This window comes from Streptomyces sp. NPDC048650, from assembly GCF_043199095.1.
Lineage (GTDB): Bacteria > Actinomycetota > Actinomycetes > Streptomycetales > Streptomycetaceae > Streptomyces.
Map to the genome: position 1 here is coordinate 416050 of NZ_JBICVM010000004.1, position 26172 is coordinate 442221.

20 protein-coding genes are annotated in these 26172 nt (G+C 73.8%); 7 read left to right on the plus strand and 13 right to left on the minus strand.

The features are described 5' to 3' along the window. Positions 1–87 precede the first annotated feature (87 nt). Positions 88–1329 (plus strand): phosphodiester glycosidase family protein, encoded by a 1242-nt coding sequence (locus ACGFML_RS14250; RefSeq protein ID WP_393543397.1) that lies wholly within the window; start codon positions 88–90, stop codon positions 1327–1329. A 153-nt stretch (positions 1330–1482) separates the two neighbouring features. On the opposite strand, the gene ACGFML_RS14255 is transcribed toward ACGFML_RS14250, so the two are convergent. Next, positions 1483–1677 carry a hypothetical protein gene (locus tag ACGFML_RS14255; protein WP_361321389.1) on the minus strand — a complete coding sequence of 65 codons (195 nt, stop codon included), beginning with the start codon at positions 1675–1677 and terminating at the stop codon, positions 1483–1485. 245 nt (positions 1678–1922) lie between these two features. Between ACGFML_RS14255 and ACGFML_RS14260 the strand changes: the two genes are divergently transcribed. Together ACGFML_RS14260 and lysX are read left to right on the plus strand one after the other, a co-directional pair. Next, complete coding sequence (locus ACGFML_RS14260) at positions 1923–2480, plus strand: Ig-like domain-containing protein (RefSeq protein ID WP_393543400.1); 558 nt, start codon at positions 1923–1925, stop codon at positions 2478–2480. A gap of 9 nt (positions 2481–2489) precedes the next feature. Further along, complete coding sequence (lysX, locus tag ACGFML_RS14265; RefSeq protein ID WP_393543402.1) at positions 2490–5804, plus strand: bifunctional lysylphosphatidylglycerol synthetase/lysine--tRNA ligase LysX; 3315 nt, start codon at positions 2490–2492, stop codon at positions 5802–5804. Positions 5805–5906: 102 nt separating this feature from the next. On the opposite strand, the gene ACGFML_RS14270 is transcribed toward lysX, so the two are convergent. Genes ACGFML_RS14270 through ACGFML_RS14290 form a run of 5 tightly spaced genes read right to left on the minus strand, consistent with a single transcriptional unit; the run spans position 5907 to position 11945 of the window. After that, on the minus strand, positions 5907–6950 hold the full coding sequence (locus ACGFML_RS14270; RefSeq protein WP_393543404.1) for a 2-hydroxyacid dehydrogenase: 1044 nt from the start codon (positions 6948–6950) through the stop codon (positions 5907–5909). 29 nt (positions 6951–6979) lie between these two features. Beyond that, positions 6980–7606 (minus strand): histidine phosphatase family protein, encoded by a 627-nt coding sequence (locus tag ACGFML_RS14275; protein WP_393543406.1) that lies wholly within the window; start codon positions 7604–7606, stop codon positions 6980–6982. After that, a complete protein-coding gene (locus ACGFML_RS14280; protein ID WP_393543408.1) occupies positions 7603–9102 on the minus strand; it encodes an FGGY-family carbohydrate kinase in 1500 nt (499 codons plus the stop codon). Before ACGFML_RS14280 ends, ACGFML_RS14275 begins: the two co-directional genes overlap by 4 nt. Continuing rightward, positions 9095–10639, minus strand: a complete 1545-nt coding sequence (locus tag ACGFML_RS14285; RefSeq protein WP_393543410.1) for an FGGY-family carbohydrate kinase — start codon at positions 10637–10639, stop codon at positions 9095–9097. The genes ACGFML_RS14280 and ACGFML_RS14285 overlap by 8 nt, the downstream gene beginning before the upstream one ends. Positions 10640–10652: 13 nt before the next feature. Next, complete coding sequence (locus ACGFML_RS14290; protein WP_393543411.1) at positions 10653–11945, minus strand: MFS transporter; 1293 nt, start codon at positions 11943–11945, stop codon at positions 10653–10655. A gap of 232 nt (positions 11946–12177) precedes the next feature. Between ACGFML_RS14290 and ACGFML_RS14295 the strand changes: the two genes are divergently transcribed. Then, positions 12178–12960 (plus strand): DeoR/GlpR family DNA-binding transcription regulator, encoded by a 783-nt coding sequence (locus ACGFML_RS14295; RefSeq protein WP_393543413.1) that lies wholly within the window; start codon positions 12178–12180, stop codon positions 12958–12960. 29 nt (positions 12961–12989) lie between these two features. Here ACGFML_RS14295 and ACGFML_RS14300 read toward each other — a convergent pair whose 3' ends face one another. From ACGFML_RS14300 to ACGFML_RS14310, 3 genes are all read right to left on the minus strand, one after another. Further along, complete coding sequence (locus ACGFML_RS14300) at positions 12990–13463, minus strand: acyl-CoA thioesterase (RefSeq protein WP_393543415.1); 474 nt, start codon at positions 13461–13463, stop codon at positions 12990–12992. A 122-nt stretch (positions 13464–13585) separates the two neighbouring features. Further along, positions 13586–14815, minus strand: a complete 1230-nt coding sequence (locus ACGFML_RS14305) for an alpha-lytic protease prodomain-containing protein (RefSeq protein WP_393543416.1) — start codon at positions 14813–14815, stop codon at positions 13586–13588. Positions 14816–15648: 833 nt separating this feature from the next. Further along, on the minus strand, positions 15649–17019 hold the full coding sequence (locus ACGFML_RS14310; RefSeq protein ID WP_393543418.1) for a hypothetical protein: 1371 nt from the start codon (positions 17017–17019) through the stop codon (positions 15649–15651). A 241-nt stretch (positions 17020–17260) separates the two neighbouring features. Here ACGFML_RS14310 and ACGFML_RS14315 point away from each other — a divergent pair, with 241 nt between their 5' ends. Further along, entirely contained in the window at positions 17261–17812 is a 552-nt protein-coding gene (locus ACGFML_RS14315; RefSeq protein WP_393543420.1) for a hypothetical protein, read from the plus strand. 11 nt (positions 17813–17823) lie between these two features. Here ACGFML_RS14315 and ACGFML_RS14320 read toward each other — a convergent pair whose 3' ends face one another. The 4 genes from ACGFML_RS14320 to ACGFML_RS14335 all read right to left on the minus strand — a co-directional run bounded on the left by ACGFML_RS14320 (position 17824) and on the right by ACGFML_RS14335 (position 22467). Next, positions 17824–18972 (minus strand): acyl-CoA dehydrogenase family protein, encoded by a 1149-nt coding sequence (locus ACGFML_RS14320; RefSeq protein WP_393543422.1) that lies wholly within the window; start codon positions 18970–18972, stop codon positions 17824–17826. Next, a complete protein-coding gene (locus ACGFML_RS14325; protein ID WP_393543424.1) occupies positions 18969–20150 on the minus strand; it encodes an acyl-CoA dehydrogenase family protein in 1182 nt (393 codons plus the stop codon). The genes ACGFML_RS14320 and ACGFML_RS14325 overlap by 4 nt, the downstream gene beginning before the upstream one ends. Continuing rightward, positions 20147–21145, minus strand: a complete 999-nt coding sequence (locus ACGFML_RS14330; RefSeq protein ID WP_393543426.1) for an NADPH:quinone oxidoreductase family protein — start codon at positions 21143–21145, stop codon at positions 20147–20149. Before ACGFML_RS14330 ends, ACGFML_RS14325 begins: the two co-directional genes overlap by 4 nt. A 230-nt stretch (positions 21146–21375) precedes the next feature. Next, positions 21376–22467: a glycosyl hydrolase family 18 protein gene (locus tag ACGFML_RS14335; protein WP_393543428.1), complete on the minus strand. Its 1092-nt coding sequence runs from the start codon at positions 22465–22467 to the stop codon at positions 21376–21378. Positions 22468–22573: 106 nt separating this feature from the next. On the opposite strand from ACGFML_RS14335, the gene ACGFML_RS14340 reads away from it, so the two are divergent. Together ACGFML_RS14340 and ACGFML_RS14345 are read left to right on the plus strand one after the other, a co-directional pair. Then, entirely contained in the window at positions 22574–22750 is a 177-nt protein-coding gene (locus ACGFML_RS14340) for a hypothetical protein (RefSeq protein WP_393543430.1), read from the plus strand. A 77-nt stretch (positions 22751–22827) separates the two neighbouring features. Beyond that, positions 22828–26163, plus strand: a complete 3336-nt coding sequence (locus tag ACGFML_RS14345; RefSeq protein WP_393543431.1) for a CHAT domain-containing protein — start codon at positions 22828–22830, stop codon at positions 26161–26163. Positions 26164–26172: the final 9 nt, after the last annotated feature.

Here is a 26172-nt window from a genome sequence, read left to right on the forward strand (position 1 = left end):
ACAGCGGGTGTGCAGATTCCCGACATCTGCGGGTCATCGTGGGCGTCTCCGGCACCTGCAACAGTTGACGCAACGTCAGGGGGGCTCGTGAAGCAGCGATTCGGTCGTGTTCGCGTAGTACTGACGGCAGTGGTGGCCTGGGCCGTGCTGGCCGGCGGAGGAGTGGCCGGCGGGGCGCAGGCCGTCGCCGCGGGCGCCTCCCTGGACCGGTCGTCCGCCGTGCCGGTGGCCCTGGGCGTGGAGTACGGGGAGTTCCGGACGACGGTGCCGCGGGGCACCGCACACGGGCATCTGCTGACGGTCGATCTGGACAGTCCCGGGGTGTCGGTCGATCTGCTGTACCCGGGGGCGGTCGGGGCACGCTCGCCGGTGTCCCAACTCGCAGGGGCGCGGGGCGCGGTGGGAGCGGTGAACGGCGACTTCTTCAACATCTCGGAGACCCAGCACCCCGGGGTGGAGGCGACCGGCTCCTCGGTCGGGCCGGCGATCTCGTCCGGACGGCGACTCAAGGGCGCGGTGCCCGACGGGCAGCGGTTCGGCCCGGTCATGTCGCCCGGCGCCACCACCGAGGACGTCATCGGCATCGGCTACGACCACCGTGCGCGGCTGGACCGTCTCTCGCTGCGCGGCACGGTGCAGACCCCCGACGGACCGCTGCGGCTGCGCGGGCTGAACCAGTACGCGCTGCCGGTGGACGGCATCGGCGCGTACACCGAGCTGTGGGGCCCGGTCTCCCGGGTGCGCGCCACCTGCGGCACGGACGTCGACCGGGCGGCGCCGTGCAGCACGGAGACGGCGGAGGTGACGGTCCGGCACGGCCGGGTGGCGGAGGTGGCCGAACGCCCCGGCTCGGGCGGCGTCGCCGAGGGCGACGTGGTGCTCCTGGGGCGGGAGGAGGGGGCGCGGCAGCTGCGCAGGCTGCACGAGGGCGATCCGGTGCGCATCAGCCACCGGCTGATCGGCCAGGGGCCCGTTCCCCTGCGGTTCGCGGTCGGCGGGTTCCCCATCGTGCGGAACGGGCAGCCGCTGGAAGGTCTGGACGAGGCCGCGGCGGCGGTGCGCACCGCCGCGGGAATCGGGGACGGCGGGCGGGTGCTGTACCTGATGTCCCTGGACGGCACGCCCGGGGAGGCCGGCATGACGGTGCGTGAGCTCGGTGAGCTGATGAACCGGCTCGGGGCACGGGACGCCGTCGACCTGGACGGCGGCGGGTCCTCCACGCTGGTCACCCGCGATCCGTTCAGCCGGGATGTGGCGGTGCGCAATCATCCGTCGGGCGGGGCGGAGCGGCCCGTGGCGAACGCGATCGGGGTCTTCTCGTTCGGGTGACGGACGGCGCCGGTGGTCCGCCGAGCGGCGGGCCGTTCCCCTAAGACCGGCCGGCCGCCGGGCCGTTTCGGCGGCGCCGCCGGGCCGGGGCGGCTCCCGCAGGCGACGGTGCGCCCGGGGCGGGGAGTAACACGTTTCGGCCGTCCGTCGCTGTTACGGACGGACGCTGCTGACGACGTCGGCGGCGCCGGCGAGTCCCTGGTGGATGTCGGGGGCGAGGCTGCTGCTCGCGAGATAGAAGCCGAGCAGTGCGCACACCAGGGCGTGCGAGAACTTGAGCTTTCCGCTGCGCAGGAAGATGACGGTCAAGATCACCAGCAGCAGGACGACCGAAATGGAAATTGCCATGATGCGCCTCCTCGACCGCCGCCCGAACGGACGGCAATGAGTGGCCAGTTTGGCGCATTTCGGGTATGTCCGGTTCGCACTCGGCTCCACCGATCGGGTGATCACTGCATGTCACCGACCTGCCGCACGAGCCGCTCCGCCGCCGTGTGGCGCGCATCACGTCACTCCGGGCAACGAAGTATGGGGGTTGACCGTCTTAGCGACCGACGCTCCCGTACCACCGAGAAAGCCGGAAAGCCCCGCTCATGCGCCAGCCCCCCTCCCCTCTCCGTGCCCGGCCCCGCCGGACGCCGCGCGGTGCGCTCCTCCTGGCGTCGCTGGTCGGCGTCGGTGCGCTCAGCGGATGCGGGAGCGGCCCGGTGTCGGCGAGCGAGGGCGCCTCGGTGCAGGTGGGGCTGGGGGCGGCGAGCGGCACCAGGACGGTGCAGGCCGGCGACCGGCTCCGGGTCACCGCGCGCGGTGGTGTGCTGACCGAGGTGACGGTCACCGATCCCCGGGGCGAGCAGCTGACCGGCGGGCTCGGCGACGGCGGCACGGTCTGGACCTCACGCATCCGGACCGCGCCGGCGACCAAGTACTCCGTCGTCGCCCGCACGGAGAACGCCCACGGAGCGAGGGGCGAGGTCAAGGAGTCGGTGACCACGGCCAAGGCCGGCGGTCTCGCCGCATCGGGGACGAGCCCCGGGCGGACGGCTCCGCAAGGGCAACCGGATCGCCCGAACGGGGGAAAGCCGACACGACCGATGGACCGGAGACCGGACGGTCGCACAACCCCACAGCAGCCGGCCCCCTTCCAAGCCTAATCTGACGGAATGAGCAGCGTGCAGGACCAGGATCAACTCACGGCGTGGCGGCGCTTCCGGCGCCGTGTGCCCAACGGCTTCGCCATCACCTTCAGCTTGCTGGGGCTCTTCTGCGCCCTGACAGCACTGATCGGGCCCTTGCGGCGCGGTCTTCAGCCGGTGATCTACTGGCTGGACACCCTCACCATCCCGGTGGCACCGAACTTCGCGTACGCCGCGTTCCTCTTCCTGCTCGGTGCGGCGCTGGCCGCCCGCAAACGGGTCGCGCTGTGGTTCGTGGTGGCGTACATGCTGCTCGTCGCCCTGGCGGACGCACTGTTCCTCGCCGCCGGCTACTGGGAGTACGCGTTCTCCGTCGTGCTGTGCACCGGCGCGCTGGTGCTGCTGCTCGTCGCGCACCGCGAGTTCTACGCGATCACCCGACGCGGGGCGTTCCTGCGGGCCATCGGGGTGCTGGTCGGCGGGCTCGTCGTCGCGGTGCTGGTCGGCTGGGGGCTGGTCTCGCTGTTCCCCGGCACGCTGGAGCCCGGCGGCGGGAACCGGCTGCTGTGGACCGCCAACCGCGTCTGCGGCGGGCTGGTCGGCGGCCGCCACTTCACCGGGCATCCGCCGCACGGGCTGATGACGGTACTGGGCCTGCTGGGCGCGCTCGCCCTGCTGAACGCCGCCGCCGCGCTGTTCCGTTCCCAGCGGATGGAGGCCGCACTGCACGGCGACGAGGAGGCCCGTATCCGGGCGCTGCTCGCCCGCTACGGCAGCCAGGACTCGCTGGGCTACTTCGCCACCCGGCGCGACAAGGCCGTGGTCTTCTCCCCCAGCGGCAAGGCCGCCGTCACCTACCGCGTGGAGACCGGCGTCTGCCTGGCCAGCGGCGACCCGGTCGGCGACCGGGAAGCCTGGGGGCCGGCCATCGAGGCCTGGTTGGAGGTCGCCGTACGGTACGGCTGGCAGCCCGCCGTCATGGGCGCGAGCGAGGACGGTGCCAAGGCGTTCGCGCGCAGCGGGCTGGGCGCGCTGCAGCTGGGCGATGAGGCGATCCTGCACGTCAAGGACTTCGACCTGGACGGCCGCGAGATGCGGGTTACCCGGCAGGCCGTCAACCGCGTCGAGCGCACCGGCGCCACCTTCCGGCTGCGCCGTCACTCGGCGCTGTCCGACGAGGAGATGCAGGAGATCATCCACCGGGCGGACGCCTGGCGCGACACCGAGACCGAGCGCGGTTTCTCGATGGCGCTGGACCGGCTCGGCGACGAGGAGGACGGGGACTGTCTGCTGGCGGAGGCGTTCGACGGCGACGGCAAGATGATGGCGCTGCTGTCCTTCGTCCCGTGGGGTGCGGACGGCATCTCGCTGGACGTGATGCGCCGCGACCGGGCCGCGCCCAACGGCGTCATGGAGTACATGGTCGCCCAGCTGTGCGCGCAGGCCGGGCAGCTCGGGGTGCGGCGGATCTCGTTGAACTTCGCGGTGTTCCGGTCGGCCTTCGAGGAGGGTGGCCGGATCGGCGCGGGGCCGGTGCTGAAGTTCTGGCGCAAGCTGCTGCTGTTCTTCTCCAAGTGGTGGCAGCTGGAGGCGCTCTACCGCTCCAACGCCAAGTACAACCCCGAGTGGTATCCGCGGTTCCTGTGCTACGCGGACGCCGGTGCGCTGGCCCGGATCGGGCTCGCGTCCGGTATCGCCGAGGGCTTCGTGGCGGTGCCGAGCCTGGGCAAGCTGTGGGGCAAGGGACACAAGAAGCGGGTGCTGGCCCCGGCGAGCACCGCCGGGCTGCCGTCGCTGCACGAGCTCGGGCTGGTGCACACCCCGGTCACCGAGGAGGAGCAGCGCGCGCAGGAACTGGCCGCGCTGCCCGAGCAGGTGCGGGTGCGCCACCACAAGCTGGAGCGGCTGCGGGAGACCGGCACGGACCCGTATCCGGTGGGGGTGGAGCGTACGCACACGCTCGCCGAGGTGCGGGAGGAGCATCCCGACCTCGCGCCGGGGGCCCGTACCGGCAAGTCGGTGAGCGTCGCCGGGCGGGTGCTGCTCGCCCGCGACCACGGCGGGGTCCTCTTCGCGGTGCTGCGGGACTGGTCGGGCGATCTGCAGATCGCCCTGACCCGGGACGGCAGCGGTGCTGAGCTGCTGGACCGCTTCGGCTCGGACATCGACCTGGGTGACCACGTCGAGGCCGAGGGCGAGGTCGGCGCGAGCGAACGCGGTGAGCTGACGGTGTTCGTGACGCGGTGGCGGCTGACCGCCAAGTGTCTGCGGCCGCTGCCGGACAAGCGACGCGGCCTGTCCGACCCGGAGGCCAAGGTCCGCCAGCGGTATGTGGACCTGGTCGTCTCGCCGGACGCGCGGGACACGGTCCGGGCGCGCAGCACGGCCGTGCAGGCGCTGCGCCAGGGGCTGATCGACCGGGGCTACCTCGAGGTCGAGACGCCGATGCTCCAGCAGATCCACGGCGGCGCCAACGCCCGCCCGTTCCACACCCACATCAACGCCTACGACCTGGACCTGTATCTGCGCATCGCACCGGAGCTGTACCTCAAGCGGCTGTGCGTGGGCGGCATGGAGAAGGTCTTCGAGATGGGGCGGACGTTCCGCAACGAAGGCATCTCCTACAAGCACAACCCCGAGTTCACGATGCTGGAGGCGTACCAGGCGTTCGCCGACTACGACGTGATGCTCGATCTGACCCGGGAGCTGATCCAGGGCGCGGCCGTCGCGGCGTTCGGCAGCGCCACCGCCCGTAAGGCGGATGCGAACGGCCGGCTGGTCGAGCACGACATCTCGGGGCTGTGGCCGGTCAAGACCGTCTACGGCGCGATCTCCGAGGCGCTCGGCGAGGAGGTCGACGCGGATACCGAGCCGGATGTGCTGCGGCGGCTGTGTCTGCGGGCCGCGGTGCCGGTGAAGCCGGAGATGGGGCGCGGCGACGTCGTGCTGGAGATGTACGAGCGGCTGGTGGAGGAGAAGACCCAGCTGCCCACGTTCTACAAGGACTTCCCCACCGACGTCTCCCCGCTGACCCGCCAGCACCGGCGCGACCCGCGGCTCGCCGAGCGCTGGGACCTGGTCGCCTTCGGCACCGAACTGGGCACCGCCTACTCGGAGCTGACGGACCCGGTCGAGCAGCGGCGACGGCTCACCGCCCAGTCGCTGCTGGCGGCCGGCGGCAATGTCGAGGCGATGGAGCTGGACGAGGACTTCCTCCAGGCGCTGGAGTACGCGATGCCGCCGACGGGCGGTCTGGGCATCGGCGTGGACCGGCTGGTGATGTTCCTGACCGGGCTCTCGATCCGCGAGACGCTGCCGTTCCCGCTGGTGCGGCGCCGCTGACGCCCGCGCCCAGGGACCCGTTCACCACGGGCACGAGAACGGAGAAGGCCACCCCTGACGCGGGGTGGCCTTCTCCGTTGCGGTCGGCCGGCGGCCGTCCGGTCAGCGGGCCGCCAGCACCTCGGGGTTGGCGCAGTGCGCCGGCGCCTCACCGCGCAGATGGCGGGCGACGTCCCCGGCGACGATCCGTGCGGCCTTGTGCGCGACCTGCCGGCTGCCGCCCGCGATGTGCGGGGTGAGGACGGCGCCGGGGGCGGACAGCAGCCGGGATCCGGCGGGCAGCGGCTCCTCGGGGAAGACGTCGAAGCCCGCGCCGGACAGGTGCCCGGAGTCCAGGGCGTCACAGACCGCGTCGTAGTCGAGGAGCGCGCCGCGGGCGCAGTTGACGAGGACGGAGCCGCGGGGCATGGCGGCGATCTGGTCGCGTCCGATCATGCCGGTGGTCTCCTCGGTGACCCGCGCGTGCAGGGAGACGATGCGGGAGCGGGTGAGCAGCTCGTCCAGACCGACCTGTGCGGCGATGCCGGCCAGCGCCTCGGGGCGGACGTACGGGTCGTGTACGAGGACCGTGGCGCCCATCGCGGCGAGGACGGCGGCGACGCGGCTGCCGATGGCGCCGTAGCCGATCAGGCCGACGGTGGTGCCCTCGATCTCGATGCCGCAGTTGTCGTAGTCGTAGTAGTCGCCGCGCCAGACACCGCGGCGCAGATCGGTGTGGGTGTCGCCGACACCGCGGGCGGCGGCGAGCAGCAGGGTGAGGGTGTGCTCCGCGGTGGCGGTGGCGTTCCGCCCGGGGGCGTAGCAGACCGCGACGCCGTGCCGGGTGGCGGCTTCCAGGTTGGCGTTGACCGGGCCGCCGCGGCTGGTGCAGAACAGCTTCAGATCGGGGCAGTTGGCGAGGATGCGCGAGGTGAGCGGGCCGTGCTCGGTGACACAGATCTCGACTCCCCGGAGTGCCTCGATCATCTCGTCCTCGCTGCCGGACGCCTCGATGACCTCGGCGACCGGGCCGAAGGGGGTGTGCGGCCAGCCGAACTGGAGCTCCCGGATGTCCAGCGGTATGTCCCCGGCCGCGGTGCGTACCGCCTCGGCGAACAGGCTCGGGCGGATGAAGTGGTTTCCGGCGGCGAGGACGGTGGTGGTCATGGTGGGGGTACTCCTGGGGTGACGTGCGGTCAGTGGAGGGCGGGCGCCTGGGTCAGGGCCGGGGTGTTGAAACTGAGCAGGGCGGCCTGCCCGTTCTCGATGCGGATCTCGGTGAGGGCGCCGTTGTGCAGCCGGGGGAAGACCCGTCGGTAGTCGGCGAGCGGGATGCCGAGGAGGTGGCAGAGGAGCAGCCGCACCAGGGTGGAGTGGGCGACGACGAGGATGCGGCCGTCGGGCTGTTCGCGGGCGAGGCCGGTGAGGCAGGCGGCGGCGCGCTCGGCGGCCCGGCGCGGGTCCTCGCCGCCGGGCAGGTGGCTGCCGACCGGGTCGGCGAGGAAGGCCGCCACCTGGTCGGGGAAGAGCTGCCGCATCTCGTTCCGGGTCAGGCCCTCGCCCCGGCCGAAGTCGAGCTCGTAGAGGCGGTCGTCGACGCGGGGGATGAGGCCGCAGGCGTCGGCGGCGGGGGCGGCGGTGAGCCGGGCGCGGGCGAGGGGGGAGCTCCAGACGGCGGTGAGGGAGGCGGTGGCGGCCCAGAGGGCGAGGGCGGCGGCCTGGTCGCGGCCGTGGTCGGTCAGGGGCACGTCGGTGCGGCCGGCGTAGCGGTTCTCCGCATGCCAGACGGTCTCGCCGTGGCGTACGAGGATGAAGTCGGTCACGGAGCGGCCCTCCTGCGGGCGTGGTCGGCCACGGCGGGGTCGAGCCAGCCACGGCGGGTGAGTTCGTCGACGAAGCGGAGGTAGACGGGGGTGTAGCGGGCGGTGCGGTGCGGCGACGGCTGGATCTCGGTGGCGGTGGGGGTCATCGCGGCGGCCGTCGTCCGGAGGCCGACGCCGGAGGACGTGGCGGCCAGGACGGCCATGCCGAGGGCGCTCTCGGCATGGGCGGGCAGGCGTACCGGGCGGCCGAGGACATCCCCGCGCAGCCGGCACCAGTAGCGATTGCGGGCGCCGCCGCCGGTGAGAGTGAGCGGCCCGTCGACGGGCGCGCCGAGCCGGTCGAGGTAGTCGAAGCAGAGCCGTTCGAGGCAGGCGACGCCGAGGAGGTAGGCGTGGAACTCGCCCGCGCGGTTGACGACGTCCCCGATGATGAAGGGTTCGGCCTCGGGGGCGTGGAACGGGAAGCGCTCGCCGCCGGTGGAGACCAGGGGGTAGGCGACCGCGTCCGGATCGAGGGCGGCGGCCTGTTCCGTGAGCACGTCCAGGTTCTCGCTGTGGAAGTACTGGGAGATGACGCCCGCGCCGCTGCTGGAGGCGCCGCCCGGCAGCCAGTTGTCGCCCGGCCCGCGGTGGCAGTAGACGACCCCCGCCGGGTCCCGGACGAGGTGCGGGCTGGTGCCTTTGAGGACGAGGGTGGTGCCCAGTACCGAGTTCCAGGCGCCGGGTGCAAGGGCTCCGGCGCCGATCTGGGCCGCGCAGCCGTCGGTCATGCCGGCGACGATGGTGGTGCCCACCGGGATTCCGGTGGCGTCGGCGGCCGCGGCGCATACCGTGCCCAGCACGGCCCCGGGGCGCACGACCTCGGGCAACATACCCTCGGGGACGCCGAGTTCGTCCATCACCTCGGTCGGCCACCGCTCCTCGATCAGGTGGTAGCCGGTCTTGAGCGCATGGCTGGCGTCGGACGCGACCTGGTGCCCCGCCAGCTGCCAGGTGATCAGGTCGACCTGGTGCAGCAGCCGGGTGCCCTCCGCCGTCGCGGCCGGTACGTGCGTCAGCAGCCAGCGGAGTTTGGGCAGTGCCCAGGACGGCTGCATGCTGCGGTAGCCCAGTTCCCGCCATACCTCGGCGCCCGCCTCGTTGGCGGCCGCGGCCTGGGTGTCGGCGCGCCCGTCGTCGTACATCAGACCCGGGGTGAGCGGGGTGCCGTGGGCGTCGGCGAGCAGGATCGTGCCGGAGGTGCCGTCGATGGCGAGCCCACGGACGCGCCGCGGGTCGATGCCGTCCAGGGCCTCCCGGCAGGCGGCGGCGAGCGCGGTCCACCATTCCCGCGGATCCTGCTCGTGGCACCGGCCCTCGCGGTGACCGGTCAGCGGGCGGGACGCGGTGGCGAGCACCTGGCCGGTGCCGTCGACGGCGGCGCAGCGGGCGCTCTGGGTGCCCAGGTCGAGGCCGAGCCAGATGCCGTCGAGGGTGGGGGCCTGGGGGTCAGACACGGGTTCCTCCGAGGGGGGTGGGGGTTTCGGCCGGCGGCCCGTTCGACGGGCTCCCGCGCCACGCCGCGCCGCTGCGCCAGCCGGCCGCACGGGCCAGGCCGCGCCAGGTGAGGAAGTCCTCGTAGAGCGCGGTGTAGAACTCCGCCCGCTCCGGGTCCGGCTGCCAGCTCCGGCTCATCCGGACGTACTTGGCGGCCGCACTGTGCATGCTGGTCTCGGCACCGGTGCGGACCAGGCCGGTGAGGAAGGCGCCCTTGGCACCGAGTTCGGTGTCGCCGGAGCGGGCGGTCGGCACGCCCGTCGCGTCGGCGATCAGCGCGCACCAGGCGTCGCTGTTGGCGCCGCCGCCGCACAGTCGCAGTTCGCTGACGTCCGTACGGGCGGCGGCCAGCGAGTCGCGCAGGACCAGGGAGAGGCCGTCGAAGACGGCGCGGGCCAGGTCGGCGGGGGTGTGGTCGAGGGACATGCCCCAGAACGCGCCGCGGGCGTGCGGGTCGAGGAAGGGGGCCCGCTCGCCCGCCGGGGAGAGGTACGGCAGGAACGTCAGGCCGCGGGCTCCCGGCTGCGAGGCGAAGGCCAGCTGTGCCAGTTCGGGCGGGCCGGGCAGGTGCAGCAGCCGCGCCGCCCAGCCCAGCACCTCGGCGCCGTTGAGCGTGGGGAAGGCGCGCAGCACGCGCTCGCGGCCGCGGTAGGCGATGTTGATGCCGGAGGGTTCGCCGCCCGTGTCGATGCCGGTGCGGACGATCTCGGTGCACAAGGTGGTGCCCAGGATGCTGCACGCCTGGCCGGGGTTGACCACTCCGACGCCGCGCGCGGTCGCGGCGATGTCGTACGGGGACATCACGACGGGCAGCCCGGCCGGCAGGCCCAGCCGGTCGGCGGCCTCGGCGGTGAGCTCGGCGATGCGCTCCGACTCCCCCAGCACGGTGGGCAGCAGCCGCCGGTAGGCGCTCAGGCCGAACAGCTCGAGGATCTGCGGGTCGTAGTCGCCGGTGGCGTGGTCGAGGAACGGTGCCGAGGCGTCGGATTCGTCGCTGGCGCGGACTCCCGTCAGCCGCAGGAAGAGCCAGCCGGCGGCGGTGAGCGAGGTGGCCGAGCGGGCGAGCCGGTCCGGGTCGTGCGCGGCGAGCCAGCTGAAGAGGGCGTTGGGCATGCCGGTGCAGGTCAGCGAGCCGTTACGGCGGAAGGCCGCTTCGAGGACGCCGTCGCGCTGCCAGGCGCCCAGCAGGTCCCCGGCGCGCCCGTCGGACCACAGGATGGCGGGTCCGGTGGGGCGGCCGTGGTCGTCGACGAGCCAGGCGCCGTCGCCCTGCGCCGTGAAGGACACCAGCCATACGGGGTCGGCCGTCTCCTCGAGGACTTCCCGGACGGTGTGGACGACGGCGCTCCAGACGGCGTCCATGTCCTGTTCGGCCCAGCCGGGGTGCGGGCGCAGGACCTCGGTGGCCCGGCGGGCGACGGCGATCTCGGTGCCCTGGTCGTCGAAGACGACGGACTTGATCACCGTGGTGCCGACGTCGATGGTCAGTACGGACATCAGTGGGGTCCTCTCACGCCGGAGCCGGGGCGGCGGCCGGCGCGTCGGACTGCGGCGCGCCGTCCGCGGTGCCCGGCTCGCCCGGCAGCTTCAGGAAGAGGGTGAGCACACAGCTCACCGCATACATCCCCGCGAAGATCCAGACAACCCCTGCGACGCCGAGCGGCCCCACGAAGGCCGCGACCACGGCGGGACCCACGAAGGTGCTGGCGCCGGCGCCCAGGTTGAGCGCGGCCAGCGCCTGCCCCTTGTGGTGCGGTTCCAGGGAGGGCATCAGAGCTGATATCGGGACATAACCCGCAAGTGTAGCGCCGTAGAAGGCGGCCACCAGCAAGGCGAGCGGGAAGTTGGCGCCCGCGGCGTTCGGTACGTAGAAGAGCAGCAGGGTGCTCACGGCGCAGCCGGCGCCGCCGAACCAGGCGATGGTGCGGCGCCAGCCGATCCGGTCGCCGAGCACGCCGAACAGCAGGTTGGCGAAGATATTGGTGGCGAACATCGCGCTGAGCAGATGCAGCCACTGGGTGAGGCTGAAGCCGACCGTCCTGGTGAAGTGGATCGGCATGATCACGAAGAAGCCGAACTGCGAGGAGGTGTTGATGACGCGGACCACCGCACCCACGCCGACGCGGGGGTTGCGCCACAGGATGGTGATGCTGCCGAGCAGCGTGTCGAGCGGACCGTCGGCCGCGAGCCGCCTGCCGCCTCGCTCGTCCCGCACCAGCAGCAGGGCGATGAGCCCGCCGGCGGCCACCAGGGCCAGCGCGGCCCACAGGGTGGCGTAGGAGCCGATGCCCGGGATCAGCGCGCCGGCGACGAGGGAGCCGAGCGTGGGCAGGCCGCCGGTGAAGGCGAACCAGAACCACCCCATGGCGGTGCCGAGCCGGGCACGCGGCGCCACCGCGGCGACCCAGACCAGGAAACCGTAGGCGAAGAGCGGGTAGCCCAGGCCGCGCAGACCGTAGGCGAGGAGCATCAGCGGATAGCTGGACATCGGGATGGCCAGGGCGAGGAAGAGCAGTTGGAAGACCGCCCAGACGCCCAGCCCGGCCCACATGACGCGGCGCGGGCCCCACAGGTCGCAGAGCGCCCCGGAGAGCCAGGCCGCAAGGGCGGCGGCGATCCCGTAGACGGTGAACAGCAGCGCGACGCGGGATTCGGAGAAGCCCTGGTCGGTCAGGTACGGCGAGAGGTAGCCGGACTCGACACCGTCCCCGACCATGAAGAGGAGCAGTCCGACGTATCCCCACACGAGGGTCGGCGGGATGCCCAGGCGGGTGATCAGCGAACGCGGCGGAGAGTTCGTCATCGAATCTCCCTTTCTGCGGCGGCGGGGCAGGAGGGGTGAACGGGAGCGATGGAACCGCCGCGCGGAATCGGGCGTCAATGGCCGCCGGAATCTTCGCATCGCGGCCGCGACCAGCCGTGTTGCCTCGTAGCGGAACCGCACGTGGACACCGTCGGCGCCGCGTGCGCGGTGTTAATTCCGTGCGAACATAACGCGGCGAATTCACGCGGCGGGCTACCCAGGGAGCGGTGCGATGGACCGGGTCGAGGCCCAGGAGGAGCGGCGGCGGCGGATGCGCGAGCGCGTCATCGCGAGCGGCTTCGTGCGCACCTCGGACCTCGCCGAGGAGTTCGGCGTGAGCCTGATGACCGCGCACCGCGATCTGGACGCCCTCCAGGCGCAGGGCTGGCTGCGCAAGGTGCGCGGCGGCGCGACCGGGCTGCCCTCGGCGCAGTTCCACGGCAGCGTCGCGGAGCGGATGGCCACCATGGCGGCGACGAAACAGCTGCTGGCACGGGCCGCGGCGACGCTGCTGGTCCCGGGGCAGACGGTGCTGCTGGACGACAGCACGACCTGTCTGCTGCTGGCGCACCAGGCCGTCGAGCACACCCCGCTGACCGTGCTCACCAATTCGCTGCCGGCGATCACCACCCTCGCCAAGGAACCCGGTATCTCACTGATCACCCTGGGCGGCGCCTACTTCCCGGCCTACGACGCCTTCATGGGGCTGCACACCGCGGACGCGGTGCGGGCCTTTCGCGCCGATGTGCTGTTCATGTCCACCACGGCCGTCACCAACGGCCGCTGCTATCACACCTCACCGGAGACGGTGCAGGTCAAGCGCGCCATGATGGAGAGCGCGGCGCGCCGGGTGCTGGTCGCCGACCACACGAAGTTCACCAAGGACGGGCTGTACGCGCTCGCGCCGCTGAGCGACTTCGAGTTGCTGATCGTGGACGACGGGCTGGCCGCGGAGCACCTCCGGGCGGCGCGGGCGGGCGGCACCGAGGTGATGGTGGTGCCGCAGAAGCCGTAGGCGCCCCGCCGGTCACCGGGGCGCCGGGATCACGCGTCCGGCTGACCGCCGAGGCCCAGCAGCGCGGGTTCGGTGGCCAGCGTGCGGAACACCTCGCGCGGGTCCGGGAGGAGCGTGCGCCGCTCGAGGTCGAGCAGCCCGCCCACGGCGCTCAGCTCGGCGGCCACCGTCCCGTCGGCCGTGCGCACGGTCTGCTCGATGACGAACGTCCTGCCGTCGCGCCAGACGAAGGCACAGCTGACCTCCACTTCGTCGCCGGCACGCAGTTCGCGCCGGTAGCGGATGGTGGTCTCGATCGTCACCGGGCCGATGCGCCGCTCCAGCATGGCGCTCTGCCGGATGCCGCTCGCCTGGAGCAGCGACCAGCGGGCGTGCTCGGCGTACTGGAGGTAGACGGCCTGGTTGAGGTGGCCTTGCGTGTCGGTCTCGTAGCCGCGGACGGTGATCCGGACGGCGAAGGCCGCCGGGTCGTCCTTCGCCGCTGTGCCCGTTGCCGCTGCCATGACGTCTCCGCTCCCCGTGGCGCCGACCCTCGGGACGGACGCGTCGGACCTCATTGGTCACTTGCGTCCCATCGTAGGCACCGGGGGCCGGTTGCCGGGAGCGGTTCCCGGCAACCGGCCCGTCAGGCACCGCCCGTCTTCAACGTCAGGTCCCACTTCGCCAGCGCCTCCTCGACCGGCTGGAAGATGGTGATCGTGTCACCGCCGCCGTTGCTGCAGGTGGCCGTGCCGCCGCCGGAGTGCAGCCCGACGGCCTTCGGGGCACCGGGCTGCGTGACGTAGGAGCCGCCCGAGTCGCCGGGCGCGGAACAGGCGTTGGTGAACGACAGCCCGTCGACGATGGTGGTGCCGTAGTCCACCGTCTGCTCGGTGCGGGTGATTTCGCCGCAGTGCCAGCCGGTGGCTTCCCCGGAGTGGCAGACGGACATGCCCGTCACGCCCTCCTGCGAGCCGGTGACGGCGACCGGCTGGCCGCCCTGGCCGGCCACGTTCGGGGACAGGCTCCAGCCGGGCTTGTCCACGGTGACCAGACCGAAGTCGCCCTCGCGGCCGATCACACTGTGCTCACCGCCCTCGTTGGAGGTGCCCAGGAGGCTGCCGTCCTTGCCGTACGCGGGCTGATCCTCGTCGTTGGTGCAGTGACCGGCCGTCAGGAACCCCTCGAAGTCCGCCGTGTCGGTCACCGAGAAGCCGATGGAGCAGATGCCCTCCTGGCCGGGCATCCAGCGCTCCCCGCCGATCACCGTGCCGCCCTGCTGGCGCGGCGCCTGGGCGCTGCGCTCGATGGTCACGGGGATGCGGGACGGGGCGGCCATCGAGCGCACCGCGTTCTCGAAGGCGTTGGTCGCCGCGGTGCCGGCCCGGCGGTCGATACGGACCACGACGCCGTTGGCCCGCTCGTCCACGCCCCAGCCGGTGACGCCGGGCACGCCCTTGCCGGCCCGGGTGCCGATCTGCCGGACCAGTTCGATGAGCTCGGCCCGGCTGTGCGCGACGGTCTTGGGCACGGCGCCCGCGGCCCGTACCCGCTCCGCGTCGGTGGGCACGGTGACCGCGACGATCAGCTTCCCGACCGTCTTGTCGAACCACATACCGGCCGGTGGTGCGGAGAGCACCCGGCGCACGGTGTCGGCGGCCCGCTGCGCCTCGGCCTCCTGCGCGAGCCGGGTTCGGGCCTGGTCGGGTGTCAGACCGAGGTCGCGGCGCATCGCGTCGAGCATGCCGCGGGGCGAGGGCTGAGGCGTGGGGTCGGGCTGCGGCGCGGCATGCGCCGGGCTGAGCGGGCCGGTGGCGGCCAGGACGGCGGCCATGGTCGCGCCCCAGAGAGCGGCCTTGCGGAAGCGGCGGTGCATCGGGGATCTCCTCGGGGTGTTGAGTACACGTCGAGTGCCGGTCTGCCGAGCCTTGTCGACCGCACGGCACACGGCATCGGGAAGATCCCTTGCAGAACAGCCCGGTGACCTCACCCGCTCCCCGCCAATTCCCTTTGCCCCACGGCCCGGACGCCCGCTGCCGCCTGCCGGAGGTGTTCCGCAACGTCAGCTACTCGGGCGCCCGCCATCCGGGAGCGGGGCACCTGAATGCCCGTCACCGGAGCGGGACACGGCCGCCGCTGCTCTTGCCGGGGGCGCGAACCGCCGGGGCTACGCCTGTGCCGTACTGCGGCAATTCGGCCCGGCGGTCCCGCCACCGCGCTCGGCGGGACTGTGGGCGGACGGGCTGTCGACCGTAGGGACCGAGCGGCCGCGCCCGCTGGACCCGGTGCACTGCAGCCCCGGGCCCGTCCCGGACCGCCGGCCGGCTACGGCGCGCAGTCGGCGTCCACCTGGCGCCCGGTCAGGTGCTGCACCTGTGCCGGGAGGTCGGCCGGCCCGTCGTGCGGACATATCGCGCCTTCGCCGAGCGGCCGCGCCATGCGCGCCTTCCGGGCGCCGAGCGGGTGGTCGTGCCCGCCGGACGACGGGCGGCGGGCCCGCCGGCTCGGGCCCGGGCGCCGGTTGGTCGGCAGCACGGCGGCGGCAGCGCCCGTGCCGCCGCCAACGCCCGAGGATCCGGCGGGAGTTGGGCCGACCGTGGGCAAGGGCGCCGGTGGGCGGGGGCACGCCGCCGCCCCGGATGGCGCAGAGCGCGCTGCGAGCCGTGGGCTCACCGGAGGCGGGACACCCGGCCTCCGCTCGGTGACGGCTCAGAAGCCCCCGTCGAATCCCCCGCCCCCGCCACCGTCCCCGAACCCGCCACCGCCGCCGAAGCCACCGCCGTCGCCGAAACCTCCACCGAAGTCGTCCGAGTTGAAGTCGGATCCGGAGACGTCGCCGCCCTCGGCACCGGTGGGGCCACCGAAGTCGGCGCCGTACGCGTTCGACGACATCATCAGATTGCCGAGCAGGGTGCCCACCAGGAGGCCGGGCAGCAGGCCGCCGCCGAAGTAGCCGCCCGCCCAGGGGCCATAGGCGGGACCCGCGTCCCAGTAGGGGCGGTCGCCGTCCGCGGTGCGGACGGTGCGGGCCAGCGGCTCCCGGCCGTCGTCCAGGCGGCTCTTGTCGGCCGCGCACACCGGTACGGTGCGCTCCGCGCCGCCGGCCGGCGCCCACCGGGCGTCGACCACGGACGGGCCGTGCCGGGGGTCGAAGAAGCAGGGCAGCCGGCGTTCGGGCAGCGGCTCGCCGGCGCGCCGGGCGGCGAGAGTGGCGAGCGAGAAGCGGCCGTCCTCCAGGGCGGTGGTCACCGCCTGGACGTCACCGGGGTGCTCGGCCTTGGCCATCGCCGACTTGGCGCTCTCGTACGCGTCCAGCGCATGGGCGTAGTCGGCGCGCATCGCGTCGTCGGCACCGGGTTCGCCGGGGCTGAAGTCGAGCCGGTCCAGCTCCTCGCCGAAGGCCGTGATGTCCTCGTCGACGACGACGCGCAGGTCCTCGAGGGCGGCGCGCTCCTCCTCGGCCCGCCTGCGGCGGTTGCGGCGGGCGATGGCGTACGCGCCGCCGCCACCGATGACGACCAGCGCGCCCAGCCCGATGGCCGCGCCGACACCGGGGCCGGAGTCCGCCGCGCCGCCCCAGGAGTCGGGGGCGTGGCCGTTGGCCTGCTGGTCGGCACTGTCGACGAAGCTGTTCAGGCGCTGCGAGACCGTGGAGTAGTCGGAGCGTTTGACCGAGCCGACCAGATTCCGGACCGCGTTGTGGGACATCACCCGGGCGTCGGCGCCGGCGTTGAAGCCGTTGCCGAGTTCGACGGCGTAGACGCCGCTGACGCCGACCTTGGTGCGCAGGTCCTGGAGCAGCGTCTTGGGCGGGTACTCGGCGGCCCGCGGCAGCACCGCGACGAAGATCGGTTTGCCGGAGCTCTTGATCTTCTTGGACAGCGCGCTCGCCTCCGCGGCGGAGAACTGGCCGGAGGCGCGGGGATCGACATAGACCGGCCCCTGTTTGAGGGCCGCCGCGGCCGCGTCGAGTCCGCCGACGGCACGGGCCCCGGGCGCGAGCGCCGTGACCACCGCCAGGAGGGCGGCCACCAGCAGGAGCATCGGACCGAACAGCGCACGACGGGTTGCGGTCTTCATACATATGACGCTACCCGAAGCGCACTTTCAGGACATCACCGATGACCGGGGCGGCAACGGACGGGCGCGGTCGGCCATTGGGGTGACCGGAAAGTGACCGTCGCCGGTGCAGTGTCCCGCGCCGGCCGCGCCCTGTCGCGCCGGGAATGTCCATCCAGGTGATCGCTCAGCGTGGCGTTTTTGATGATGAAATGACCGGGGATGTTCCGGCTCGTCCCTCCCCCGAGGAAACGAGATCAGGATGCGAAGGGCCACCTCGCTGCTCCTGTCCGTGGTCGTCGCCATCGCCGCCACCGCCGTGGGCTGTCTGCTGGTGCTGACGCTGCTTCCATCACACGCCCGCCCCTGGCCGACGGCGCCGATGGCCACCGGCGCCCCCGCCCCCGCCGCCGCGCCCCGCCAGGCGAGCATCACGGGCCACGGCGGGTCCGCGGCACGCGCGGCCACCACCGGCCTGGGCACCGACACCCACCGGCCCCGGCACGCACCGCGCAGGGGACGGATCGCGGTGACGGCTCCGATGGCCGGGCTGAGCTTCCGCGTGAACGGCAGCTTCAGCGTGGCGTGGACGAACAACACCGGCCACGACGTGGACGTGTGGCTCAGTGTGCGCACCAAGGGGAAACGGACCCAGCGCCTGGCACTGGTCGCGCCGCGGGCCGGCAGCGCGTCCGTCGGCGAGGCGCTGGTGACCCTGCCGCGGGTCAGCCCGGGCCGCGCCTACGCGCTGGAGGTGGCCGCCGGTGACGGCGTGACGCGCGCCTTCAGTACGCCCTTCGCCGTCACCAGCTGACCGCCCGCTCGCTACGGCGCGCCGAGCGCGACCAGTTCCGCCAGGGCTTCCCGGTGCTCCCCCGGTGCGCCCAGGGCGATCTCGTCGCTCTTGGCCCGCTTGAGGAAGAGATGGGCAGGGTGTTCCCAGGTCATTCCGATGCCGCCGTGCAGCTGGATGCACTCCTCCGCGGCGCGCACCGCCACCGGGGCGCAGTAGGCCTGGGCGACGGCCACCGCCACCGGGGCGTCGGGGCTGTCGGTGGCCAGTGCGTCGGCGGCGTTCCGGGCGGCCGCCCGGGCCGAGGCGACCTCGAGCCACAGGGCCGCCATCCGGTGCTTGAGCGCTTGGAACGAGCCGACCGGGCGGCCGAACTGGGTGCGTTCGCCGGTGTGGCGCACGGTCTCGGTCAGGCACCATTCGGCGAGGCCGAGCTGTTCGGAGGCGAGCAGCCCGGCACCGGTGAGCAGTGCGCGCTCGACGGCCGCGCGGGCGCGGTCCCCGGTGGCCAGGAGGCGGCCGCGGGCGCCGTCGAAGGTGAGACGGCCGAGGGGCCGGGTGAGGTCGAGCGGGGTGACGGCTTCGGTGCGTACGCCGTCGGCGGCGGCCTCGACGGCGTAGAGGGCCGGGCCCTCCGGGCGCCGGGCCCACACCAGCAGGAGCTCGGCCGCCGCGGCGTCGGCGACCGGGGTCACCGTGCCGGTCAGCGTGCCGTCCGCACCGGCCCGTACCGGCGGCTGCGCCGCGCCACCGGGGGGCGTGGGCCACGGCAGGGCGAGCACGCCGACCGTCCGGCCGTCGGCGAGTGCGGCCAGCGGACCGGCGACGTCCGCCCGTTCGGTGTCGCAGCCGAGCAGCGCGGTGACCGCGATGACGGCGCTGGTCAGATACGGCACGGGGGCGACGGAGCGGCCCAGCTCCTCCAGCACCACGGCGGCCTCGCGGGCGCTCGCGCCCTGGCCGCCGAACTTCTCGGGGACCAGCAGTCCGGCGGCACCGATCCCGGTGCCGAGCGCGCGCCACAGACCGCTGTCGCGGGGGCTGTCCGACTCCAGGCCGGCCAATACGGTGGCGGGGTCGCCGCGGTCGGCGAGCAGGGACCGCACGGCGTCGCGGAGCGCCTCCTCCTCGGCGGAGTAGAGGAGGTCCGGGTCGGGCGTCGGGGTGGTCTCGGCAGTCATCGGGGGAGGTCCTTCCACGCGACGTCCTTGTCGGTGCGCGGCTCGGGCGGCAGCCCCAGCACGCGTTCGGCGACGATGTTGAGGAGCACCTCCGAGGTGCCTCCCTCGATGGAGTTCCCCTTGGCGCGCAGATACCGGTAGCCGGCCTGGCGTCCGGTGAAGTCGACCCCGTCGGGGCGGCGCAGCGTCCAGTCGTCGTAGGCCAGTCCGTCCGCGGCGAGGAATTCCACCTCCCAGCCGCTGATCTCCTGGGCGAGGCGGGCGAAGGCCAGCTTCATACCGCTGCCTTCGGGGCCGGGCTGGCCCTCGGTGAGCTGCTGGCGCAGCCGCTCGCCGGTCAGCCGGGCGACCTCGGCGTCCACCCACAGTTTCAGCAGCCGCTGGTGCAGGTCGTGGGTGCGCAGTTCGGGGCGCTCGCGCCAGTCGGCGGCGGCGACGCCGATCATTCCCCCCTCTCGGGGGATCCGGGCGCCGCCGATGGCGACGCGCTCGTTCATCAGGGTGGTCTGGGCGACCTTCCAGCCCTCGCCCACCTCGCCGAGGCGATGGGCGTCGGGGATGCGCACCCCGGTCAGGAACACCTCGTTGAACTCGGCCTCGCCGGTGATCTGCCGCAGCGGCCGCACCTCGACACCGGGGTCGGTCATATCGCACACGAAGTAGCTGATGCCGCGGTGTTTGGGCAGGCCAGGGTCGGTGCGGGCGATCAGGATCGCCCAGCGGGCCTGGTGCGCGCCGGACGTCCAGACCTTCTGGCCGTCGACGGTCCAGGTGTCCCCGTCCCGGACGGCTCGGGTGGCGAGCGCGGCCAGGTCCGATCCCGCGCCGGGCTCGCTGAACAGCTGGCACCACACCTCCTCCCCGGTCCACAGCGGGCGCAGGAAACGCTGCTTCTGCTCGTCGGTGCCGTAGCGGAGGATGGTGGGCGCTGCCATGCCCAGGCCGATACCGATGCGGCCCGGGTCGTTGCCGGGGGCTCCGGCGGCGTCCAGTTCGGCGTCCACCACCGCTTGGAGACCGCGCGGCGCGTCCAGCCCACCGAGCCCCTGGGGGAAGTGGACCCAGGCGAGGCCCGCGTCGAACCGGGCGCGCAGGAAGTCCGGCCGCGCGGTGGTGGCGGGCGGGTGCGCGGCGAGCAGGTCGGCGGTGCGGCGGCGCAGGTCGGCGGCGTCGGTCATCGTCCCTCCTCCGCCTGGGGGAGGACGACCAGGCGGCCGGTGGACGTGCCGTCGGCGACCCGCTGTACGGCCTCGGCGGCGTCCGCCAGCGTGACCCGCCCCCCGATCAGTGGCTTGATGACGCCCTGGGCGGCGAGCTTGGTGAGCTCCTCGTGGCAGGCGTCGACGGCCCCGGGGTCCTTGGTGTTGTAGAGGCCCCAGTGCAGGCCGAGAACCGCGTAGTTCTTCACCAGGGCGTGGTTGAGGGCGGGGCTGGGAATGACGCCGCCGGCGAAGCCCACGACGATGATCCGGCCCTCGAAGGCGATGCACTTGACGGACTTGGCGTAGGCATCGCCGCCGACCGGGTCGTAGACCACATCGGCGCCGCGGCCGTCGGTGGCCTTCTTGACCTCGGCGACGATGTCGTCCACGCGCCGGTCGAGGACGAGGTCGCAGCCCAGTTCGCGGGCGATCCGGGCCTTCTCCTCGCCGCCGACCACACCGATGACCCGGGCGCCGGCGGCCTTGCCGAGTTGAACGGCGGCGCTGCCGACGCCGCCTGCCGCGGCATGCACCAGCAGGGTCTCCCCCGCCTGGAGCCGGGCCCGCCGGTGGAGTCCGAACCAGCCCGTCTGGTAGCCGACGTGCAGGGCGGCGGCCTCGGCATCGTCCAGCGCCTCGGGGGCGGGCCGCACAGTGGCGGCATCGACGGCCACGAATTCGGCGAAGCCGCCGTCGGGCAGCGGCGGCTGGGCGAGCACCCGCTGCCCGATCTCACCGGCCGCGCCCTCACCGACCGCCAGGACCTCGCCGCAGATCTCCACGCCCGGGGTGAAGGGCAGCGGCGGCCGTACCTGGTACTGGCCCCGGCACAGCAGGGCGTCCGGGAAGTTGATGTTGGCGGCCCGTACCCGCAGCAGCAGCTGACCCCGTCCTGCCTGCGGGTCCGGCACCTCCTCCAGCCGCATCACCTCGTGCGGCTCGCCGTTCGCGTGCACGCGCCATGCCTTCACCTGGTGCCTCCACAGACCTCGGATACGCGGGTGGGGGCGACGGCACCACGACTCCCTTGCCGTCACCCTGCGGCGACATACTAAGCGGTCGGTATCCCCGAGGGAACAGTTCCCGGCCACCCGTCCCCCGGGCTGCGACTCCCCCGGACCGCACACCCGCACACCCGCACACCCGCGAGTCGTACCCGGCCCGGGGCGCGGAGACTCCCCGGGCCGTCGGCCCGTCGCGGCTACTGGCCGCGGAGTGCGGTCCAGACCTCCGGGTCCTCGAAACCGAGCGCCCACAGGCCGGTGCCCCGGACTCCGTACTTCTTGAGCAGCGGCAGCTGCTCGGCGACACCGCGGGCGTCCTGGTACCAGACGTCGTGGTCCGCGCCGTTCTGCCGGTACCGGAAGTGCGGGGTGCCCGACTGGGCGTCGAAGTTGTAGTCGGCACCGGTCTGCCGCCGCAGCGACTCGGCCTCCTTCCAGGTCAGATGGCCGGCCCGCCCCTTGGTGCCCCTGGTCCAGTCCCAGCCGTAACCGGGGAAGGCCACCTCGATCTTGTTCCGGGGGATGGTGTCGGTGGCGTAGCGCAGAAACTCCTCGTACCAGTCCTTGGAGGAGAGCGGGCCCGCGTCGCCGCCGGACCAGTGCAGGTCGTAGCCCATGATCCGGACCCGGTCGGCGACCGCGCCCAGGCGCTGGTAGTCGTAGGCCTCCCCGGAGCCGCGGACCCGGGCCAGAACGGTGACCACGCATTGCTTGCCCCGCGCGTGCAGCCGCGCGCACAGGTCGCGGGTGAGCAGGTTGTAGCCGGTCCGCACCCGCTCGCGGGCGGCCCGGTCGCCGGTGACGGCCATGGTCTCGTAGTCCAGGTCGATACCGTCGTACGAACGGCTCTGCACCATCCGCAGCAGGGCTTCGACGTGGACGGCCCGGCGCCTGGGATCGTGCATCAGACCGGCCATCTCGGACGCGCCCGGCGTCTCGGTCACGGTGGGCACGACGTTGATCCCGGCGCGGTGCAGCCCGTCGATGACGGCCTCGCTGCCCGCGCCCTCGTGCCCCTTGACGGTGTCGGCCGACGCCTCGTACCAGAAGGGGCTGACGGTGTGCAGCTGGTCGGCGTGTTCCAGCGCGTCCTGATAGGCGGCCTCGGTGTCGCCCCAGTAGGGCATCCAGGCCGAGACGGTGCGGCGGTCGGCGGAGAGTTCGACGCCGGCTTCGGTGCCCGGTGACGTGACGGCCGCGGCCACCGGGGCGAGCGGTCCGGCGAGCGCCACCGCGGTCAGCAGCAGCGCGAGCCCGGGGCGGCCCCGGGTAACTGATACATGGTCCATGTCCCGAGCTTCACCCCGTACGGTTCCTGGCGCTCCGTCAGATCGGCCGAACGGAGGGCCGGCATCCGTGCACATATGCCGTCCGGGTGACCGCACCTGACGAGGTATGAGAGGCGCCCGGCGCGCACCCCGCCCGGGGGTCCGCGGCGGCGCACCCGCCCCGGAGGCCGGGGCCCGGCCGGGTGCGGCGGCCGCCCGGCGCGGCCCCGGCCGCAGGCCCGGCTGCCGGCCGTCCACCACCGCCGTCACCGTCACCACCGCCGTCACCGTCACCACCGCCTAGCACAGCGGCCTCGCGGAATGCGGGGCATCGGGCGATCCGGCCTGTCCGAGGGCCAGTTGGGGCTACGTTGGGTGCGCATGAGCGAGGCACACCTCGCCGCGGTACGGCTGCGGCTGCGACGGATCGACGAATCCGGCGACACGGGACCGGCATTGGAGCAGGGCGCGCTCGCGGAGGCCGAGCGGCTCGCTCAAACACTCGGCGTCGAGGGCGACTTGGCGGCGCGGGCGGCACTGGGACGGCTGTACTGGATCAGGTCCCGGGCACTGCCCGGCGAGGAAGGGTCCCGGGAGCGACAGCAGGCGGTGGACATCCTCCGGCCGTGCTTCCTGGCCGGCACGGCCGGGCTGCCGGCGCCGCTGCTGCCGGAGCTCGCCGACGCGACCGCGGCCGAGGCGGCCCGGGTGCTCCAGCAGGCGATGGCCGGGACCGATCCCGCCGCGCTGACCCGCTCCGCCGAGCTGTGGCAGCGGATCCTGGACGCGACGCCGAAGGACCACCGCCACCGGGTGCGCTACCTCGCCCGTCCCGCGACGGCGCTGCTGGGCCGGTTCCGATGCACCGGAGCCACCGCGGACCTGGACGGCGCGATCGCGTCACTCCGGGCAGCGGTCGACGCGGCAGCGGCGGACCACCCCGAGCGGAAGACACATCTGACCAGCCTGCGGGCCGCCCTGATGACCCGGTACGAGCGGCTGGGCGACGGGGCGGATCTGGACGAGGCGATCGCCCTGGGCCGGTCCGCCGTCGCGACCGCGGACCCGGGAGATCCGGCGCGCTACGCCGGCCTCGTCGAGGTGTGCACCCTGCTCCAGGTCAGATTCGCGCGCTCGCACCGGACGGCGGACCTGGACGAGGCGATCGCCGCGGGCTCCGAGGTCGTGGAGCGGGCCCCGGCCGGTTTCGCGGAGCGTCCGGTGGCGGTGAGCAATGTGGCCGTCGCTCTCCAGACCCGGGCGCAGCGCACCGGCGCGGGGGCCGATCTGGACCGCGCCGTCGACCTGCTCCGGTCCGCCGTGAACGACTTCCCCGCGCCGGACCCCAGCCGCCTGTCCGCCCTCGCCAACCTCGGCAGCGCGCTGCGCAACCGCTATCAACTGGCCGGCAGGTTCGCCGACCTGGACGCGGCCGTCGCCGCCGGCCAGGAGGTGCTGACCGCCACCCCGGCCCACCATCCGCAGCGGGCGGCGCGGCTGTCGAACCTGGGGCTGGCCCTCCTGCTCCGCTTCGACGCCCGCGCCAACGCCGCCGACCTCTACACCGCGATCGACCTGACCCGCTCCGCGCTGGCCGTGATGCCGGCCGGTGATCCGGTGCGGCCGGGCGTGCTCAACCATCTCGGGCTCGGGCTGTGGTCGCGGTTCCTGCGCACCCACGACACCACGGATCTGGCCGCCGCGGCCCGTGAGTTCCGGGCCGCGGCCGAGGCGACGTCCGGGGCCGACCCGGCGCGGACGCAGTATCTGGCCAACCTCGGCAACGCCCTGCGCCTGCGCTTCGCCACCACCGGCGACCGGTCCGATCAGGACGAGGCGATCGCCGCCCTCCGCGCGGCGGTCGCCGCCGCCCCCGACGGCCTGCCCGACACCGCGGCCTTCGCCGCCCATCTCGGGGACGCGCTGGACGACCGGTACCGCCGCACCCGGGATCCGGTGGACCGGGACGCGGCGGTGGCGGCGTACACCAAGGCGGCGGACGGCCCGGCGACGCCGCCCTCCGTCCGGGCAGCCGCGGCGTACCGCGCGGGCCGGCTGCTGGCCGCCGACGCACCCGGCCGGGCCGCGGACCTGCTGGAGACGGCCGTACGGGCACTGCCCGGGATGACGCCCCGGCGGCCGGAGCCGGGCGCCGGGCAGCAGACCGCTGACCCCTTCGCCGGGCTCTGCGCGGACGCGGCAGCGCTGGCGCTCAGCGATCCGCGCGGTACGCCCGGCGAACGTGCCGCGCGGGCGCTGCGGCTGCTGGAGGCCGGGCGTGCGGAACTCCTCGGGCGGGCGCCGGACACCCGTGACGGTCTCACGGAGCTGCGGCTCGCCCACCCGGAGACGGCGGCCCGTTTCACCGCGCTCCGCGACCGCCTGGACCGGCCCGCGGGTGACGGGCGCGGACGCGGTCTGCCGAGCGTGGAGCTGGAGTTGACCGCGGCGACGGGGCGGCCGCCGCTACCGGAACGGGACCGGACGGCGGCCGAGTTCGCCCAGGCGCTGGCCGCGGTCCGGGCGCTCGACGGGTTCGAGTCCTTCGGGCGTCCGCCCACCGCCGCCGAGCTGCTCGGCGAGGCGGCGCATGGCCCCGTCGTGGTCTTCAACATCAGCCCACGTCGCAGCGATGCGCTGCTGTTGACCGGGGACGGCATCCGTTCCGTCCCCCTGCCCGGGCTCCGGCACGACGCCCTCACCCGGACGGTGGCCGCCTTCCACCAGGAGCTGCGGGTGGCGTCCGCCCACCGGCACCGCAGGCGCCGGCGGGCGGCCCAGCTCGCGCTGACCGACATGCTCGGCTGGCTGTGGGACGCCGCGGCGGAGCCGGTGCTGCGGGAGCTGGGGTACCACGACCCACTGCCGCCGGGGGCTCCGTGGCCGCGGGTGTGGTGGGCGCCCGGCGGACTGCTGGGTCTGCTGCCACTGCACGCCGCGGGCCACCACACCGATCCGCCCGATGCCCCGGACCGGCGTACGGTCCTGGACCGTGTGGTCTCCTCCTACACCCCGACGGTGCGCGCGCTGCACCGGGCCCGGCGGCACGCCCCGGAGTCCGCCGCCGCACCGCCCCGGGCGCTGGTCGTGGCCATGCCCACCACGCCCGGCCTGCCGGGCGACGGCCGGCTGGAGCATGTCGCCGCCGAGGTGGGCGTGCTCCGCGACCGGCTGGACGATCCCCTCGTGCTGTGGGGATCCGACGGCCGCCGGGGCTCCGGCCCCGGCGGGCCGGTGCCCACCCAGGCGCAGGTCCTGGAACGCCTGTCGGCCTGCCCCGTCGCCCATTTCGCCTGCCACACCGAGAGCCACCCCACCGATCCGTCGCAGAGCCGGATCCTGCTCCACGACCACGAGAGCGATCCGCTCACCGTCGCCGGCCTGGCCTCCGCAGGGCTCGACGGGGCACAGCTCGCCTATCTGTCGGCCTGTCACCCGGCCGTCACCCCGACCGCCGCGCCCGCCGACGAGGCGATCCATCCGACCGCCGCGCTCCAGCTCGCCGGATTCCCCCACGTCGTCGGCACCCTGTGGGCGATCGACGACAAACTGTCGGTCACCGTCGCCGACACCTTCTACGCCCGGCTGCGCACCGACGACCGCACCCTGGACACCCGCCGCTCGGCACTGGCCCTGCACCACACCGTGCGGACGCTGCGCGAACGGTTCCCGCGTGCACCGTCGCTGTGGGCGGCCTACCTCCATGCCGGGGCGTGAGGCCGGGAG

Coding starts and splice junctions, on each gene's coding strand:
- ACGFML_RS14270 (WP_393543404.1), bottom strand. CDS start 6,950: ATGACCACCACCGTCCTCGCCGCCGGAAACCACTTCATCCGCCCGAGC.
- ACGFML_RS14310 (WP_393543418.1), bottom strand. CDS start 17,019: ATGAAGACCGCAACCCGTCGTGCGCTGTTCGGTCCGATGCTCCTGCTG.
- ACGFML_RS14255 (WP_361321389.1), bottom strand. CDS start 1,677: ATGGCAATTTCCATTTCGGTCGTCCTGCTGCTGGTGATCTTGACCGTC.
- ACGFML_RS14340 (WP_393543430.1), top strand. CDS start 22,574: ATGAGAGGCGCCCGGCGCGCACCCCGCCCGGGGGTCCGCGGCGGCGCA.
- ACGFML_RS14315 (WP_393543420.1), top strand. CDS start 17,261: ATGCGAAGGGCCACCTCGCTGCTCCTGTCCGTGGTCGTCGCCATCGCC.
- ACGFML_RS14290 (WP_393543411.1), bottom strand. CDS start 11,945: ATGACGAACTCTCCGCCGCGTTCGCTGATCACCCGCCTGGGCATCCCG.
- ACGFML_RS14295 (WP_393543413.1), top strand. CDS start 12,178: ATGGACCGGGTCGAGGCCCAGGAGGAGCGGCGGCGGCGGATGCGCGAG.
- ACGFML_RS14305 (WP_393543416.1), bottom strand. CDS start 14,815: ATGCACCGCCGCTTCCGCAAGGCCGCTCTCTGGGGCGCGACCATGGCC.
- ACGFML_RS14260 (WP_393543400.1), top strand. CDS start 1,923: ATGCGCCAGCCCCCCTCCCCTCTCCGTGCCCGGCCCCGCCGGACGCCG.
- ACGFML_RS14300 (WP_393543415.1), bottom strand. CDS start 13,463: ATGGCAGCGGCAACGGGCACAGCGGCGAAGGACGACCCGGCGGCCTTC.
- ACGFML_RS14335 (WP_393543428.1), bottom strand. CDS start 22,467: ATGGACCATGTATCAGTTACCCGGGGCCGCCCCGGGCTCGCGCTGCTG.
- lysX (WP_393543402.1), top strand. CDS start 2,490: ATGAGCAGCGTGCAGGACCAGGATCAACTCACGGCGTGGCGGCGCTTC.
- ACGFML_RS14345 (WP_393543431.1), top strand. CDS start 22,828: ATGAGCGAGGCACACCTCGCCGCGGTACGGCTGCGGCTGCGACGGATC.
- ACGFML_RS14325 (WP_393543424.1), bottom strand. CDS start 20,150: ATGACCGACGCCGCCGACCTGCGCCGCCGCACCGCCGACCTGCTCGCC.
- ACGFML_RS14285 (WP_393543410.1), bottom strand. CDS start 10,639: ATGTCCGTACTGACCATCGACGTCGGCACCACGGTGATCAAGTCCGTC.
- ACGFML_RS14320 (WP_393543422.1), bottom strand. CDS start 18,972: ATGACTGCCGAGACCACCCCGACGCCCGACCCGGACCTCCTCTACTCC.